Here is a 16,801-nt window from a genome sequence, read left to right as displayed (position 1 = left end):
GTGCTCTGTCCGCTCCGCGAGGCCACGCTTTCCTTGTTCCAGCACGATCATGGGGGCAGGGCACGCGGTGGTAGCGCTGGCGTGGCGGTGGCGCTGGCGGTCAGCCGACCTGGCAGGTGCGGCACCAGTAGAGGTTGCGCCCGGCCAGCTCGCCCCGGCTGACCTCGGTGCCGCAGACGTGGCAGGGCGCGCCGGGGCGGCGGTAGACGTACACCTCACCGCCGTGCCGGTCCACCCGCGCGGCCCGGCCCATCGCCTCCGGCAGGTGCGCGTCGCGCACGGTGTCGATCCGGCCGTGCTCGACCGCGAAGCGCATCAGGGCGACCAGGTCGGCCCAGAGCGCGTCCCAGCCTGCCCGCGTCAGCAGGCGGCCAGGCATCGTGGGCGACAGTCCGGCCCGAAACAGCGCCTCGGTCACGAAGATCAGCCCGGTGCCGGCCACCACCGACTGGTCCAGCAGCAGCGCCGCGAGGGGCGTCGGGCTGCGCGAGATCCGGCGGTACGCCCGCTCCGGGTCGGCGTCGGCGCGCAGCGGATCCGGCCCGAGGCGGGCCCGCAGCGCGGCCACCTCGGGTGGAGTGATCAGCTCACAGGCGGTGGGCCCGCGCAGGTCCAGCCAGTGCCGATCGCTGGCCAGTCGCAGTCGCACCTGGCCGACCGGCTCCGGTGGCTCCCCCGAGCCGTCGGTGAACTTCCCATAAAGCCCAAGGTGTACGTGCAGAGTCAGCTCGCCGACATAGTGGTGCAGCAGGTGCTTGCCGTACGCCTCGGTGCCCTCCAGCACCGTCCCGGAGAGCCGTGCGGCACCGTCGGCGAAGCGCCCCTGCGGGCTGGCGGCGTGCACCTTGTCCCCGGCGAACAGCTCGGCGTGCCGGGCCGCAAGGCGGTGGATCGAGTGTCCCTCTGGCACGGGTCCCAAGGATAGCCAGCCGCGCCGAGACACCGACCGCCTCGGGCCATGCGCCGCGCCGATCGCCGCCGGGCACCGCCGGGCCGGGCACCGCCGGGCTTGATCGACTCGGGTTTCAGGAAATCGGGGTGTTGTGATGAGCGGGACACCGCGACTTTCAGGAAGGCGAGTCGATCAAGGCGGGAGGGCGCCCTGCACGGCGTGGTCAGCCCCGGCGCTGCCCCTTGACGCCGCCCACGAACGCAGCCCAGGTGGCCGGGGCGAAGGCCAGCGCCGGCCCGGTCGGGTCCTTACTGTCCCGTACGCCCACGACGCCGGGCAGGTCCACGTCCGCACCCACGTCCGGCAAATCGGCCCGGCCCGGCGCTGATCGACTCGGCATCAAGGAAACCGGGGTGTCCCGGTGAGGCGGACACACCGACTTCCTGCAAACCGAGTCGATCACCGCCGGACGCCGATCACCGCCGGACGCCGATCACCGCCGGACGCCGGTCACGGCCCGACGTGGCGACCCCGTACCCGGGATTGGTGTCAGGAAACGCCCAGGTGGGTATTTCAGGGCGGTACCGCGTGGATGCCACCCCTTCCGACGGCCACCACGCATTTATCAGGAGGTGTGTAGTGGTCAGGATTCCTTCGCTGTCCCGCCGGTCCGAGCCGGCACCGCCGCGGGACGAGAACCTCGACGGCCGCGATACCCCGGGCGCTGACCGGGCCAGCACGGCGACCGACACGGGCCGGTCCGACGAGGTCGCCGGCCGACCGGCGGTCACCGACCGGGACGCCGACCAGACGACGTACCGCAGCGCCGCCGCGCCCAGCGGGCAGATCGGCGAAGCCGAGCGGCGTGCCGCCGAGCGGGCCGCCGTGGCCCGAGCCGCCACCGCCCGCCCGGTCGACAGCGACCCCCGCACCGCCCGCCCGGTGGCGACCGCGACCGGCACCGCCCGCCCGGTCGACGGCGAGACCCGCACCGGCGCCGTGGTGGACACCGAGACCCGCACCGCTCGTCCGGTGGCGACCGAGACCCGCAGCGCCCACCCGGTGGCGACCGCGACCCGCACCGGCACCGCCCCGACCGTGGCCCGTACCGCCGACCGGGACGCCGACCTCGACAGCACCAGCGGCCGGTCCGACACGACGGACCGGGTCACCACCGACCGTCCGGTCGATTCGACCCCGGGCGTGACCACGCCGGAGCCGCCCGCGGCGCGCGGCCCGAAGCCGCGGGCCAGCCTGCTCGCCACCCTCGGCCTGATCGTCTCCGTCGCGGGTGCGCTGTTCGTGCTGACCGGCACTCTGGCCGGGTACGGCATCGGGCTTGGCGCTTTTGGCGCGGTGCTCGCGGTGCTCGGCCTGATGGCCACCCGCCGCCGGCACGTCGCCGGCAAGACCGACGCGCTCTTCGGTGTGCTGATCGGGCTGGCCGCGGTGGTGATCGGGGTGCTCGCGATGACCGGGCAGTTCGACTGGCCGACCACGGATGGCGACTGGGTGCAACGCTTCCGGGAGTGGCTTGACTCACAGTTTGTCGACCGTTTCTAGCGGGCACTGTTCCGCTCGCCGGTGATGCACCGGCGACAAGCCGGCGGTTCGCCGGCAGCCCGATCTCATCCGGTGGTTCACCGGCCGGGCGACACCCTTTCAGGGGCGGCGGTTCGCCGCCCCTGAAGTGTTTCCGGGGTCACGGCAGCTCCCCGTGGGATGGCTCGTCGCCTTTGGAGTGCTCGCTGGCCCGGCAGTGACCCCACCTGCCGGCAGTGGACCGGCCACCCCCTGCGTGCACCTTTGCTCTGCACCCGCCGAGGCGACGCTCACGATCTGTAGCTGGCGCCTCCGCGGGTGCAGAGCAAAGGGTGGCCAAGGCCCACCCGCCAGGAGGGGCGGGCGCAGAGCGAAAGTGGCCAAGGCCCACCGGGAGCAGCGCGTGCGGAGCACGGTGAGCCAAGGCCCCACGCTGCGGCGGGGTGGCCCAGAGCCCGAATCCCGGCTGGCGCAACCCCTGACGCAACGATTCGCAGCCGCAGACCGCCTAGACGCAACGAATGTTCGATCTGCGCAACTCTCAGTGGTGGATCCTGCCGCTGGGGCCGCATAGCGTTGAGCAACGGCGCCAGCCCGTGGGCCACGGTGGCCGGGCGCGCCCGACCCCTGGGAGCAGGACTAATGACGATGGACGCCACCAGCCAGCGCCTGTTGATGTGCCGGCCGACGTACTTCGCCGTCGACTACGCGATCAACCCCTGGATGGACCCGAGCACCCCGGTCGACGCCGCGCTCGCCGTCCGGCAGTGGGAGCAGCTCCGCCAGACGTACCTTGACCTGGGCCACACCGTCGAGGAGATCACTCCGGTGCCCGGCCTGCCCGACATGGTCTTCGCCGCCAACGGTGGCACCGTCATCGACGGCAAGGCGATGGCCGTGCAGTTCCGCGACCCGCAGCGCGCCGACGAGGCGCCGGCCTACCGGGCCTGGTTCGAGGACGCCGGCTTCGAGATGTACGACCCGAAGCACGTCAACGAGGGTGAGGGCGACGTCCTGCTGGCCGGCGACCACCTGCTGGCCGGCACCGGCTTCCGCACGGCACACTCCTCGCACGCCCAGTTGCAGGAGGTCTTCGGCTACCCGGTGATCACCATGCAACTGGTCGACCCGCGCTTCTACCACCTGGACACCGCGCTGACAGTGCTCGACGAGCGGACCGTGGCGTACCTCCCGGAAGCGTTCTCCCCCGGCAGCCAGGCCGTGCTGCGCCGGCTCTTTCCCGACGCGGTGCATGCCACCATGGCCGACGCGGAGGTGCTGGGGCTGAACGCGGTCAGCGACGGTCGGCACGTGGTGCTGCCCGCGCAGGCCACCGACCTGGCCGCCAAGCTGCGCGACCGGGGCTACGAGACCATCGGTGTCGACCTGTCCGAGCTGCTCAGGGCCGGCGGCGGACCGAAATGCTGCACGCTGCGACTTCGTCAGGGAAAGGCAAGCCAGTGATCGTGGATGACATCCTGCGGACGCCGGAAGCGGTCCGGGACGCCGAGCGCTGGACAGCGCACAACTACCACCCCCTGCCGGTGGTGATCTCGTCCGCGGAGGGTGCCTGGCTCACCGATGTGGACGGGCGCCGCTACCTGGACTGCCTCGCCGGCTACTCGGCCCTGAACTTCGGCCACCGGCACCCGCAGCTGATCGCCGCCGCGCACGCGCAACTGGACCGGCTCACGCTGACCAGCCGCGCGTTCATCCACGACCAGTTCGCCGACTTCTGCCGGGAACTGGCCGAGCTGTGCGGCAAGGACCTGGTGCTGCCGATGAACACCGGCGCCGAGGCGGTGGAGACCGGGATCAAGGTGGCCCGCAAGTGGGGCTACCAGGTCAAGGGCGTGCCCGCCGGGCAGGCCAACATCGTGGTCGCCGAGGGCAACTTCCACGGCCGGACCACCACCATCGTGAGCTTCTCCACCGACGAGGACGCCCGCGCCGACTTCGGGCCGTACACCCCGGGTTTCACTGTCGTGCCGTACGGCGACCTGGACGCCCTGACCGCCGCGATCGACGAGAACACGGTGGCCGTGCTGCTGGAGCCGATCCAGGGTGAGCAGGGCGTGGTGGTGCCACCCGAGGGCTACCTGCCGGGTGTACGCCAGGTCTGCACCGAGCGCGACGTGCTGTTCATCGCCGACGAGATCCAGTCGGGCCTGGGGCGTACCGGCAGGACCTTCGCCTGTGACCACGAGGGCGTCGTGCCCGACATGTACCTACTCGGCAAGGCGCTCGGCGGCGGCATCATCCCAGTCTCCGCGGTGGCCGCGAACGCCGACGTGCTCGGGGTGCTCAAGCCCGGCCAGCACGGCTCGACCTTCGGCGGTAACCCGCTCGCCTGCGCGGTGGCGATCGAGGTGGTCCGGTTGCTGGCCACCGGGGAGTTCCAGCGCCGCTCGGCAGAGCTGGGTGAGCGGCTGCGGGCCGGCCTGGGAGGGCTGGTCGGCAAGGGCCTCGTCGGGGTACGCGTCCGTGGCCTGTGGGCCGGTCTGGACATCGACCCGGCGCTGATGAGCGGTCGGGAGGCGTGCGAGCGGCTCGCCCAGCGTGGCGTGCTCGCCAAGGACACCCACGGCTCCACCATCCGGCTGGCCCCACCTCTGGTGATCACCGAAGAAGAGATCGACCTAGCAGTGGCCACTCTCGCCGAGGTCCTGGCCGCCTAACCCGCCACCTCCTCGCGTTGATCATGAAGTTATTGCCCGCTGCCGCGGCGTGTCGTGGCAATAACTCCATGATCAACCGGGGTTGGCGCGGGCGGGGTTAGGGGCGGGGTAGGCGCATTGCCATCGTGGGGGCCTCGGCCATCACCGAGGTGGGGGTGAACGGGGCGCCGGTCGGCAACTCCTCCGCGCGGCCGATCTGCACCCCCGGGTACAGCTCCACCATGTCGTTCTCGCCGAGCACCCGGGACTGCTGCGGGGCCAGCGGGATGCGGTCCGACTCGTTCATCGAACCGGCCGGTCGGATGCCGGAGCCGTTGGTGCTCACGTCGGTGACGATGACCTCGCCGACCCGCAGCTCGAAGCGGACGTGACCGCGGCTGATCCACCGCCGGGCCTCGTCGTTGAGCCACTGGCCGAGCATGATCCCGCCGTCCTGCTCGGGTGCCCGGCCAGCCACGATCGGCTGCTCCTCACTGAGCACGAACCGCCGCCGGACCAGACCGCCGACGCGCACCGCGAGCACCTCACTGCGCGGCCGTGGGCCGCCGTCGCCGAGGCGTACGCCGTGTCGGGGGCAGGTCGGCACGCCGTTGCGCAGCGCGGGCGGTGGCTGTGCGGCCGGACTGCGGTCGGCACCCCCGGCCAGGTCGGCGAACGCGCCACCCCCACCACCGCCGCCGAACAACGCGCATCCCGACTCCGGGCAGCGCCACTGGCGGGCCAGCAGCTTCGCCCCGGTCGGCGAGCGCTTGCCGGCGACCGGCGAGTGCCCGCCACCGACGTGCGCGATGAACACCGGCCCACCGGCGCCCGGCACCGGGGCGACCACCCGACCGGGCTGCTCGACCAGCCACGGGAACCGCCCGCGCAGCCCGTCGAAGCGGACCCGGCTGAGCACCGGCAACCCGAGCAGGTCGGCCACCTCCAACATCCGGTCGCCCGGATTGTCGAGCACCTCGACCAGCCCGTCGTCGGCCCAGCGGCGCACCACCATCCGCTCGTTGGACGTGAGGTCGGCGTCGGAGAGCAACGCCCGGTGCACGATCGCGTAGACCTGGACGCTGTCCTCCTCCAACTCGCGGGAGAGCGCGTCGATGACCATGCCCAGCCGTAGCAGGCTGGCCGGCCGCCCACCGTCGATGTCCTGGTAGCGGATCACCTCGGCCAGATCGACCACCGCCCGCGCCAGTGACGGGTCCGTGCAGACCCGACCCTCGATGGCATCCAGAACCTTGCTGATCTCGAATCTCATGACGCACTCCGGACGATGTCGTCGATTTGCCGGGCCAGCTCGACGTCCCGGTGGGTGACCCCACCGGCCGAGTGCGTGACACAGCGGAAGGTCAGGGTCCGCCATCGGATGTCGATGTCGGGATGGTGGTCAAGCTCCTCAGCCACCGCCGCCACCCGGTCCACCACCGCGATGGCGGCCGGGAAACTGCCGAGCTGAGCCGTACGACCGATGCCGGTCGGGTCGCCCGACCAGTCGGGCAACCGGCCCAGCTCTTCTCGCACCGCGTCCGCGGTGAGCAGGTCTGCCATGAGCAGACCCTACCGGTGGCGCGTCCGTCGGGCCGGACGCGCCACCGTGCCACCGACTCCACCCAGGCCAGCCAACCGTCTCGATCAACCTGCCCAGACGCGTCGATGGGGCGGCATCATCAGATGCCGCCCCATCGATCAGTCCTCGCACCAGCCGCGCAGCGGCCGTGCCGTTCAGCCGCGCAGCGGCCGGCCCACCTCGTGCAGGTGGCCGAGCGCCTGCCGGTACGACTCGATCAGCCCTGTCTCGGCGTACGGGATGCCCTGCTCGACGCAGTAGGCACGCACGATCGGCTGGGCCCGGCGCAGGTTGGCCCGGGGCATGTTCGGGAAGAGGTGGTGCTCGATCTGGTAGTTGAGCCCACCCAGCGTGGTGTCCACAAGTCGGCTGCCGCGCACGTTGCGGGAGGTCAGCACCTGCTTACGCAGGAAGTCCAGCTCGTCCTCGGCGGTCGGCATCGGCATGCCCTTGTGGTTGGGTGCGAACGCGCAGCCCATGTAGAGGCCCCACAGCGCCTGGTGCACGACGGCGAAGAGCAGCGCCTTGACCGGCGACATGACCGCCAGCAGCAGCGCCACGTAGCCGACGGTGTGCGCGACGAGCAGCGCGGCCTCGACCGCCCGGTGTCGCATCGGGACGGTGTACTTGCCGTCCTCCCGGCCGACGATCGCCCGGATGCTCGCCACGTGCAGGTTCAGGCCCTCCAACAGGAGCATCGGGAAGAAGAAGTACGCCTGCCGCTGAGCCATCCAACGGCCGAACCCCCGCGTCTCCAGCGCCTGCTCGGGCGTCCACACCAGGGCACCCGCGCCGACGTCCGGGTCCTCGTCCTCGTGGTTCGGGTTGGCGTGGTGCCGGTTGTGCTTGTCGACCCACCAGCCGTAGCTGATCCCCACCGCCACGTTGCCGGCGAACAGCCCCACCAGCTCGCTGGCGCCACGGCGTCGGAACATCTGCCGGTGACCGGCGTCGTGCCCGAGGAACGCGACCTGGGTGGTGGCCACCGCCATCACCGCCGCGAGCGGCAGCTGCCACCAGGAGTCGCCGAGCAGGAACACGGCGATCCAGCCGGCCACGAAGGCGCCGAGGGTGAGCGTGATGCGGGTGACGTACCAGCCGGGGCGCCGTTCGAGCAGGCCCGCCTGGCTGATCCGTCGGGACAACTGTGCGTAGTCACTGCCTCGCCGTCGTACCGGCGGTTCCGCCACCGCTCCGAGCGCCATCACTGCTCCCGATCCACTTGTGCCTGAACCGGTGTGGTTCGGGCCTACTGTCAAGTCTCCGGTCCGCAGTAGCGCTGAGTAACCCTGGCAACCCCCGAATCGGGGGTAGGGCGGGCACTACCCCCGATCGTGTACGGCTCAGCCCAGCCGGGCCACAGTGGCCCGCAACCGGGCCAGGTCACGTCGCCGCCGCTCGTAGGTCGCGGCGAGCCCGACCAGCGCCAGCCCGCCCGCCCCGAGGTAGATCCACCGGGGCAGCAGGTCCCAGCCTCGGGCCACCTCGTGCAGCGCCAACAGCGCCAGCACGCCGCCGCCGAGCAGCACCGGGGCCTGCCACCGGCGGGTCGCTCCGGCCAACACCGCGCCCAGGGCCGCCGCGCCGAGGAGCAGTCGCCGCCACGGCTGCGGATCCGACCCGGCCAGCACCGACACGAGGCTCGGCAGCAGCGCCGCGACCAACCCCGGGCCGAGGGCCGGCCAGCTGGTCAGCCCGGGGCGGGTGCGCAGCGCCAGCAGGCCCGCGCCGAGGGCGAGCGCCGAGGCCGGCAGGGTGTACGCCTCCAGCACCGTCACGCCACCGGCGGCCAGCAGGACCCACGCAGCGAGCAACTCGCTGCCGGCGGCGATGCCGGCGAACGCCCACCGCCGGACGGCCGGCTCACCCCGGCGCAGCAGCCGGAGCGCGACGGCAGCTCCCCAGAGCACGCAGAGGGTGGCAAGGTGCCGCGCCACCTCGACCGCGAGCACGGCCGCCACCAGCGCCACCGCCTGCGCGGCGGCGTCCAGCACCCGCCCGACCCGGACCCGCGGCCCGGTGGTCGCGGCGGCGACGGCCAGCACCAGGGTGGCCACCGCCAACAGCGGGTACGCCGCCGCCCGCAGTGGCTGCCCACCGGCGAGCGGGGCGGTCACCGCCAGCGCGGACGCCGCACCCACCCCGGCCAGGTAACCCGCCAGCCGGACCTCGACCACCCGCGCCCCGACGGCGACGACGACCGCCGCCACCAGCAGCACTGCCTCCGTGGCGAGCGTCCCCGCCCGGGTGGCCAGCAGCCCCGCCACACCGGAGGCGGTCAGCACCGCACCCACCGGCACGGCGATCGGTGCGAGCCTCGGGCGCGCGGTCAGCGCGGCGAGCAGCAGCGCGGCCAACCCGGTGAGCAGGACAACCGCCGGCAGCACCGGCCACGGCGTGCCGATCGCGACGAGCAGCACCGGCAGGGCCGCCGCGCCGAACGGCAGCGCGGGCAGCGCGCGGGCGCGGACCCCCCGACCGGCCACCACGACGGCCAGCGCCAGCACGGCCAGCGCCAACCCGCGCGCAAGCGCCATCGGGTCGGCGACGAGCGTGGGCACCCCCGACCACACCCACCCCGAGCCGTACGGCGACACGAGCGCGCCCCACACCGACGGCAGGGCCGCCAGGACCGTGATCACCGCCAGCAGGCCCCCCGCCGCCAGCAGCACGGCCCGCCGGACCGGTGCCCTGTCGCCGGCCGCCGCCCGCTCCCACCTGGCGACGAGCGCGACGCCGAGCGTCGCCGGTGCGGCGTACAGCGCAAGCGGTTCGTTCCCCGCCACGACCAGCGGCGTGAGTCCGGGAACTGTCACAGCGACCACGGCGCCGATCACCGCGTACCCGGTCAGCTCGATCCGGTGGCGACGCGCCGCGAGCGCCGCGACAAGCGGCAGCCCGGCGGCGGCCAGCGCGAGCCGCGCCTGCCACCAGGGTGGCGCACCTGCGGCGAACAGCGCCACCGCGACGGCCCCGGGCAGCGCGAGCTGCGCGACGAGCAGCCCCACCCCGGCCACCGGCCGGTACGACCCGGTACCCCGTCGCGCGGCCAGGGCCAGCCCGACCCCGACGACACAGCCGAGCGCCACCAGGGCGCCGATCGGGGTGGCCAGGGCGACCAGCAGCCCGTGCCCGAGCAGGACGGCACCACCGAGCGCGCGGGCGAGCAGCGCGGCGGGTCGGGTCGTCGGACGGGCCAGCACGGCGCACAGCAGCCCGACCCCGCCGACCAGGTCGACGGCCACCACCGCCGGCCAGGGGGCCGCCCAGCCGGCGGGCAGGGCGAGCAGCACCACCACCGCGCCGGCCGTGGCGAGCCCCGCCCGCACCCTCCGGGGCAGCAGCAGCACCGTCGCGCCGAGCGCCAACGCCACGGCGGGCGCCAACTGCCAGCCCCAGTCCAGGTCTGGTCCCGTTCCGGCCCCGCGCCAGGGTGGCAGCGAGCGGCCCACGGCGGCGACCGCGAGCACGGCGGTGATCAGCGCGGCCACCTGGGCCGTCACGCCCGCGACCAGCAGCGCACCGGCACGCGGGCCGGTACGCCAACCGCCGGCACCACCCGCCCCCGACTCGACCTCGGCGGGAAGCTCCGCCCCGGCCGGCTCCCGCACCGGCGGCTCCGCCCCGGCCGCTCCCGGCAGTAGCCGCACCGCCCCGGCCAGCACGAGGGCCACCGTCGCCGCCGCGAGCAGCAGCAGGGACGGCCGCAGCTCGGCCACCGGACGCAGCAGGGCGGCGGCGAGCACCGGCAGCAGCAACCCGCCGGCCACCGCCCGCAACGCCCGTCCGCCGACCAACCGGGCCGCGCCGAGACCGGTCAGCGCGACAAGCAACAGCGGCGACCCGGCCAGCCACGGCGAACCCGCCGCCCGCCCGACCACCAGCGGCACCAGGGCACAACTGGCGGCACCCGCGAGCGCGGCGACGTGACCGACCGCCGCCACCACCCGGCCGACCAGCGGTGCCACGCCCGCCCAGCCGCGCAGCGCCACCAGCACGGCCAGGTCCAGCAGCGCCACGGCGAGCAGGACCAGCGCCCATCCGGCCGCGTCCGGCTCGGCCCCGACGGCGAGCAGCGGCACCACCGGCTGGGCGGCCACCAGCGCGGCGAACCAGGGCCCGGTCAACCCGCTCCACCTGCCGTACGCCACGGCGACCGCCGCGCTGGCCCCCCCGACCAGCGCGGCGTACCTGCTGCCGGGCCAGCCGGCCACCCCGGCCAGGTCCACCGACCAGGCCGCGTAACCGTCAAGCACCACGAGCAGCAACCCGACCGCGGCGAACGTCTCCGCCGTGCCGCGCAACCCCCGACGGACCACCAGCAGCGGTACGCCCAGCAGAAGCGCGGTGACCGCCGCCAGGATCGACGCCCGCCCGGCGACACCCACCGCCGCCCAGGCCACTGCGGTGAACACCACAGCGGCCGTGCCCAACAGCAGTCCACCGAGGACGAACAGCACACCCTGGACGGTCCGGGTGGAGGTCTCCGCCACACCCGGCGCCGAACCCGCCGTGCCAGCCGGCCCAGCAGACGCCACCGACCCGCCGAGAGACGCCACCGGCCCGCCGAGAGACGCCGCCGGCCCGACGTGAGACGCCGGGCGCGTCGCCACGGAGGCAGCCAACCCCGCGCGGACGACAGCCGCCAGCTCGGCCCGCCGCCGCGACGCGGCCGACAGGCGTCCGGCCAACTCGGCGTACGCGCGGCGGGCCCGCTCCACCTCCGGCTCCAGCTGGGCGACCTCCCGGCCCAGCCGCACCACCTCGGCGGCGACCGGATCGGGCGCACGCCGGCAGCCGGTGCAGCCGGCACTCAGATCGGCCGGAGCACCACAGGCCGGGCAGGGATAGCGGGTGTCATCCACCCGGTCATCATCGGCAGCCGACCCGGGCGCGGCCCAGAGTCCGCGTACTCAGGGTCGGGTGTGCTCGAACACCCAGGTGGCGTACGCCGGATCGCCGCTGTCCACTCTGGACACCAGGATCTCCGGCACCTCGTACGGATGGCTGACCCGGATCTGGTCCACCAACGCGGCCAGCCGATCCGGTGCGGTCTTGAACTGCACCGACCACTCGGAGCTGGTCTCCACCCCGGACCGCCACCAGTAGGTGCTGTCCACCTGACCGCCCACCTGGGCACAGGCGGCGAGCCGGCCGGCAACGGCCGCGGCCGCCAGCACGTCGGCGACCGAACGCGCGTCCACCACAGTCGTCACCACGCAGATCTGATCCACGCCCGCACCCTACGCGGCATTGTCCCGATTAGACGCTATCCAAGCGTCGATCTGGGCCCACCAGTCGAACAGCCAGTCGATGCGTTGCTGCCGGCCGGTCGGCACGTCCTCCGGCGGCACCGACCAGAACCGCATCACGATCCGCTTGTCCATCGGCAACTCCCGCCACACGTCGGCGACGGTGAGCATCCGGTCCAGCCCGGTGTGGGCGACGAAGATGACCCCCGCGTCCGGGGCGGCGTCCAGCGCGGCGAGCATCCCGCCGGGCTGCGGGGCGAGCACGTGGCGCATCCGTTCGGCGCGCAGGGCCATCCGTTCCAGGCCGAGGGAACGCAGCCGGGCGATGGCGCGCAGTCGCCGCTTGGGGGTGAAGTTGCCACCCTCGGGGAAGATGACGAACGCGTCGTTGTCGTCCAGGCCCGCGGCCAGGTTGCCGACCTGGCGTACCGTCTCCTCGCCGCGCTCCGGCGTCGGCGCGATGAAACGGTTGGGCAGCCGGTTGAGCAGCACGTCGATCGCCGGATCCCACTGGAGGCTGTCCTTGAGGACGATCCGTGGCTCCCGCTTGAACCAGTTGACCAGGCCGTGGATCAGGATGAACGAGTCGCCCGGCCCGGCGTGCCGGCAGAGCACCAGCTCGGGCCGGCCGGGCAACGCCGTGTCCGGGTCGGTGCCGACCACGTCGATGCTCAACCGCAGTGTCCACCGGGCCTGCCAGAACAGCACCCGCAGGAACCAGCCGGCCAGCACGTAGTGGGCACGCTGGAAGGCCGGGGACCGGACCCGCCAGCCGAAGCCGGAGACGACCCAGAGCACGAAGAGCGCGAGCAGCGCGGCAGCGTTCCAGACCAGGTAGACGCAGCCGATCCAGAGCAGCCGCAACGGACGCAACCGGCCCGGGACCAGCGGCGACGCGGCTGCCGCGAGGAACGCCCAGACCGGCAACGTGGTGACCACGACGAAGGCGAGCGCCACCACGGCGGGAGCGATCAACAACCTGCGCAGCCACCTGGGAGGCAGCGGCATCACCGCTCCAGGTGGGTGGCGAGGTAGCGCCGGGAGGCGGTGTACGCCCGGCTGATCCGCCGTCCCACCGCCGCCATGTCCCGGTACGCCCACGGGGTGTCGTCTCGCGGGTTCAGCCCTCCGGTCGGCAGGACGTGCACCTCCACCCCCTCGGGTAGCGCGGCCATCTCGCGGAAGAAGCGATGCCGGCGGGAGATCTCGAACGCGACCTGCGCGATCTCCCACGGCCGCCGGGGCGGCGTCAGCTCCCGTTCGATCCGACCCACCTGGAGGACGTAGATGCGGCGGGCGCCGACGGCCACCGCCTCGCCGATCGGGATGGAGTTGACGATGCCGCCGTCCACGTAGTGCGCGCCGTTGATCTCCATGGGCGGGAGCAGGCCCGGCACCGAGGCCGACGCCATCACCGCCGGCACCACCGGGCCGGTGTCGAACCAGTGCTCGGCGGCCCGTTCGATGTGTGCGGCGCAGCAGCGAAACGGGACCCGCAGGTCGGCGAAGGTGGTGTCCACCCCCAACTCGGTCTCCAGCAGGCGGCGCAGCGGCCGGGGCGAGTGCAGGTGGGTGCGGGCGGCGAAGCGGCGCAACTGCCGGGCGACCGAGTCGCCGTACACCTCGCTCGCCTCCGGCGACGCCCAGAGCCGGACCAGCCGGTCGGTCACCGCTTCCGACGGGTCGGCGGCGACAAGCGCGCCGTTCACCGCGCCGATCGAGGTGCCGAGCACCATGTCGGGTTGGATGCCGGCGCGGAACAGCGCTCGCAGCATGCCCACCTCGACCGCGCCCAGCACTCCCCCGCCGCCGAGCACGAACGCCACAGGTCCCCCCGCCATGTCTCTCATCCTGGCACGGACCCGCAGCCGACCGGCCAGCCGCCGGCGTTGAACGGTCGGCGCACGCCAGGCACCGTCCGTCGACCGGTGGCGGCAACGGCGTTGACAGGCAGGACGCATTCGCGCAACCTGATACCGCTCCCACCCCTGAGGCAGGTGCGATCGGTGAAGGCAGCACTGCATGCGGGCCGATTGCTGGCCCGCAGATACCGGCTTCTCGACCAGATCGGCGCCGGCGGCATGTCCGTGATCTGGCGTGCCCGCGACGAGGTTCTGGACCGGGTCGTCGCGCTCAAGGTGCTCGCCCCCTCGCTGGCCGCCGACGCGCGCTTCCGCGACATGGTGCGCGAGGAGGCCCGGGCCGCCGCCCAGTTGGTGCACCCCCACGTGACCTCGGTGCACGACTACGGCGAGACGGTCGCGCCGGACGGCTCGATCACCTCGTTCGTGGTGATGGAGCTGCTCAGCGGCGAGGAGTTGGAGCTGCGACTCACCGAGGGGCCGTTGCCGTGGACCGAGGCGGTCCAGGTGGCCGCCCAGGTCGCGGACGCGCTGGCCGCCGCGCACCGACTCGGCATCGTGCACCGCGACATCACCCCGGCCAACGTGATGATGACCGGGTCGGGGGTCAAGGTGCTCGACTTCGGCATCGCCACCCGGATCGGCACACCCGACGATGACGAGGACGGCGGCACCTTCGGCACGCCGGCGTACGTCGCCCCGGAACGACTCGACGGTGCGCCGGCCCAGCCGTCCACCGACGTGTACTCGCTCGGCGTCCTGCTGTACGAGGCACTCACCGGCCGGGTCCCCTATCCGGCGGAGACCTGGGAGCAGCTCAGCGCCGCGCTGGCCAACGGTCCGGCGCCGACGCTTGCCGAGTTGCCGGAGCTGCCCCCGGCGGTGACAGGGATCTGCCTGCGGAGCCTCGCCCGCGACCCGGCCGACCGGCCGACCGCCCGACAGGTCGCCAACACGCTGCGCGACCAGTTGGCGCCGGCCGATCCGTCACCCACGACCGCCCGGCTGCCCACCCAGCCCCTGCCACCGCACCCAGTCGCCGTCCCGGCGGCCGACGGGACCCCGAACGGATGGACGCCGGCCGACGGGACCCCGAACGGATGGACGCCGGACGGCGCGACTCCGAACGGATGGACGCCCGCCGGAGCAACAGCGGGCGGCTGGACGCCGGCCGGAGCGACCCCAGGCGGATTGACGCCCGCCGGCGCGACAGCGAACGGATGGACGCCGGCCGGAGCGACCCCAGGCGGAGCGACGCCCGCCGGAGCGACGGCGGCCGGAGCGACGGCGGCCGGGTCGAAGTGGTCGCGACGGCGGCTGGCGCTGCTGCTCGTGCCCGTGGTCCTGGCGGTCACGGCGGCGCTGATCGGGGTGGCCCTGCTGCCCGACCAGCAGCCCACCCGGCGAGCGCAGCCCTCGGCGGGCCCGATGACGACCCCGACGCCCGCCCCGGCGACATCCGCGCCGGCAGCGCCGACGACGGCACCGCCGGCGGGGCCGCGGACCGCGTCGCCCACCTCGGGTCCGGGCACTCTCGTCGAGGCCGCCAACCGGGTCGACGAGCTGATCTCCGCCGGGCTGAGCGCCGGGGAGATCCGCGACGACGTCGGCCTCGACCTGCGCAACGAACTCCGCAACCTGACCGCCCGGGTCAGCTCCGGCCGCGACGAGCTGGCACCACCGGTGGCCCGGCTACGCCAGAAGGTCGCGGTCCGCCTCGGCGAGGGTGGCATCAGTCCGGCGTACGCGAGGCAACTCGACGCCGCCATCACCGAACTGGGCATGGCCCGGGTCTGACCGGGGCGACCGCGTCGCGGCGGGCCGGACAACGGGCGTCACGACGGGCCGGTCAGTGGGCGTCGCGGCTGGCCGGTCAGCGGGCCGAGACCCGGGCCGATTCGCGCACGTTTTGCCCGCCGGTGGCGAAGCGCCGGTAGATCTCCGCGTACCCGTCCGCCATCCGCTCGACCGAGAAGTTCCGGGCCACGTGTGCCGCGCAGGCGGCCGGGTCGAGCTGGTCCGCCGCGCGCAGGGCCGCGGGTAGCTCCTCCGGGCGAGCACAGACCAGCCCGGTCACCCCGGGCTGGACCAGCTCCGGCACCGCGCCCCGGTTGAGCGCGACCACAGGTGTCCCGGTCGCCATCGCCTCCAGCATCACCATGCCGAACGGCTCGTCCCACTGGATCGGCATGATCAGGCAACGGGCGTCGACGAGCATCCGCAGCGTCTCGGCGCGGTCGGCGTTGAGCACGACCGTCACGTTCTCGTCGACAAGCGGCTCGACGACCTGTTCGTAGTACCGGCGCTCGGCCGGTTCGTTGCACTTGCCGGCGAGCAGCAGGGGCAACCCGGCCTCCCGGCACGCCTGGATGGCGATGTCGGGGCCCTTGTCCGGGCTGAACCGGGCCAGCCACAGCACCGGCCCCCGGCCGGGCTCGGTCTTGCGCGGCAGGTCGTGGGCATCCAGCGCGTTGTGCACGGTGCCCGCCCAGGGCAGGCCGGGGTTCAGCAGGCGCTGGGCGTGTGAGATCGCCACCAGTGCCACCTCGGCGTCGATGGCGCTGAGCACGTCGCCGTACTCCCCCACGGGGTTGCCGTGCACTGTCGCGACAGTCGGTACGGCCCGGCGACCGGCGAGCAGCGGGCCGATCGTGGTGTGGTCGTGGATCACGTCGAAGTCGGCCGCTGTGATCAGCCGGTTCACCCGGGCCAGGTGGGCCAGCTCGGGCAGTGACTCGCCGAGCCGCTCGTACTGGACCTCGGACACCGTCGAGACGAAGCCGTCGGCGGCGGTGCCGTGGTGGCTGCCGGCGCCGAACAGGGTCACCGCGTGCCCGTGCCTGCTCAACGCGTCCACAAGTGCGGCCACGACCTGTTCGAGGCCGCCGTAGCCGGGAGGCGGCACGGACAACCAGGGCGGAACCACCATCGCGATACGCAGAGACCGCTCCGCAGGGCGGCCCGCAGGCGGGTGGTTCACGGCCACGAGTCCTCCCCGTTGCTCCCCGTGCGGC

The 16,801-nt window shown here is 73.6% G+C and carries 14 protein-coding genes; 4 read left to right on the top strand and 10 right to left on the bottom strand.

Annotated features, from left to right (window positions below):
• Positions 1-100: 100 nt before the first annotated feature.
• A complete protein-coding gene (locus AB0A95_RS07685) occupies positions 101-910 on the bottom strand; it encodes a DNA-formamidopyrimidine glycosylase family protein (RefSeq protein ID WP_357554822.1) in 810 nt (269 codons plus the stop codon).
• A 205-nt stretch (positions 911-1,115) separates the two neighbouring features.
• Entirely contained in the window at positions 1,116-1,292 is a 177-nt protein-coding gene (locus AB0A95_RS07680; RefSeq protein WP_357554821.1) for a DUF397 domain-containing protein, read from the bottom strand.
• Between the two features lie 239 nt (positions 1,293-1,531).
• Here AB0A95_RS07680 and AB0A95_RS07675 point away from each other — a divergent pair, with 239 nt between their 5' ends.
• From AB0A95_RS07675 to rocD, 3 genes are all read left to right on the top strand, one after another.
• Positions 1,532-2,455: a thrombospondin gene (locus AB0A95_RS07675; RefSeq protein ID WP_357554820.1), complete on the top strand. Its 924-nt coding sequence runs from the start codon at positions 1,532-1,534 to the stop codon at positions 2,453-2,455.
• Positions 2,456-3,082: 627 nt separating this feature from the next.
• Positions 3,083-3,898, top strand: a complete 816-nt coding sequence (gene ddaH, locus AB0A95_RS07670) for a dimethylargininase (RefSeq protein ID WP_357554957.1) — start codon at positions 3,083-3,085, stop codon at positions 3,896-3,898.
• Entirely contained in the window at positions 3,898-5,112 is a 1,215-nt protein-coding gene (rocD, locus tag AB0A95_RS07665) for an ornithine--oxo-acid transaminase (RefSeq protein WP_357554956.1), read from the top strand. Before ddaH ends, rocD begins: the two co-directional genes overlap by 1 nt.
• Before the next feature lie 97 nt (positions 5,113-5,209).
• On the opposite strand, the gene AB0A95_RS07660 is transcribed toward rocD, so the two are convergent.
• The 7 genes from AB0A95_RS07660 to AB0A95_RS07630 all read right to left on the bottom strand — a co-directional run bounded on the left by AB0A95_RS07660 (position 5,210) and on the right by AB0A95_RS07630 (position 13,766).
• Positions 5,210-6,364, bottom strand: a complete 1,155-nt coding sequence (locus AB0A95_RS07660) for an FHA domain-containing protein (RefSeq protein ID WP_357554819.1) — start codon at positions 6,362-6,364, stop codon at positions 5,210-5,212.
• Positions 6,361-6,654, bottom strand: a complete 294-nt coding sequence (locus AB0A95_RS07655) for a 4a-hydroxytetrahydrobiopterin dehydratase (RefSeq protein ID WP_357554818.1) — start codon at positions 6,652-6,654, stop codon at positions 6,361-6,363. Before AB0A95_RS07655 ends, AB0A95_RS07660 begins: the two co-directional genes overlap by 4 nt.
• 174 nt (positions 6,655-6,828) lie before the next feature.
• Complete coding sequence (locus AB0A95_RS07650; RefSeq protein WP_357554817.1) at positions 6,829-7,878, bottom strand: acyl-CoA desaturase; 1,050 nt, start codon at positions 7,876-7,878, stop codon at positions 6,829-6,831.
• Positions 7,879-8,016: 138 nt separating this feature from the next.
• Positions 8,017-11,538, bottom strand: a complete 3,522-nt coding sequence (locus tag AB0A95_RS07645; protein WP_357554816.1) for a hypothetical protein — start codon at positions 11,536-11,538, stop codon at positions 8,017-8,019.
• Between the two features lie 48 nt (positions 11,539-11,586).
• Positions 11,587-11,907: a divalent-cation tolerance protein CutA gene (gene cutA, locus AB0A95_RS07640; protein ID WP_357066756.1), complete on the bottom strand. Its 321-nt coding sequence runs from the start codon at positions 11,905-11,907 to the stop codon at positions 11,587-11,589.
• Between the two features lie 9 nt (positions 11,908-11,916).
• Entirely contained in the window at positions 11,917-12,933 is a 1,017-nt protein-coding gene (locus AB0A95_RS07635; RefSeq protein WP_357554815.1) for a 1-acyl-sn-glycerol-3-phosphate acyltransferase, read from the bottom strand.
• Positions 12,933-13,766 (bottom strand): patatin-like phospholipase family protein, encoded by an 834-nt coding sequence (locus AB0A95_RS07630; RefSeq protein ID WP_357066752.1) that lies wholly within the window; start codon positions 13,764-13,766, stop codon positions 12,933-12,935. The genes AB0A95_RS07635 and AB0A95_RS07630 overlap by 1 nt, the downstream gene beginning before the upstream one ends.
• A 165-nt stretch (positions 13,767-13,931) precedes the next feature.
• On the opposite strand from AB0A95_RS07630, the gene AB0A95_RS07625 reads away from it, so the two are divergent.
• Positions 13,932-15,584, top strand: a complete 1,653-nt coding sequence (locus AB0A95_RS07625) for a protein kinase (protein WP_357554814.1) — start codon at positions 13,932-13,934, stop codon at positions 15,582-15,584.
• Between the two features lie 76 nt (positions 15,585-15,660).
• Here the strand turns inward: AB0A95_RS07625 and AB0A95_RS07620 are convergent, their stop codons facing one another.
• Positions 15,661-16,716 carry a glycosyltransferase family 4 protein gene (locus AB0A95_RS07620; protein ID WP_357554813.1) on the bottom strand — a complete coding sequence of 352 codons (1,056 nt, stop codon included), beginning with the start codon at positions 16,714-16,716 and terminating at the stop codon, positions 15,661-15,663.
• Positions 16,717-16,801: the final 85 nt, after the last annotated feature.

This window comes from Micromonospora sp. NPDC049230 (assembly GCF_040647875.1).
Lineage (GTDB): Bacteria > Actinomycetota > Actinomycetes > Mycobacteriales > Micromonosporaceae > Micromonospora.
This window is presented reverse-complemented; position numbering and strand designations above follow the sequence as displayed.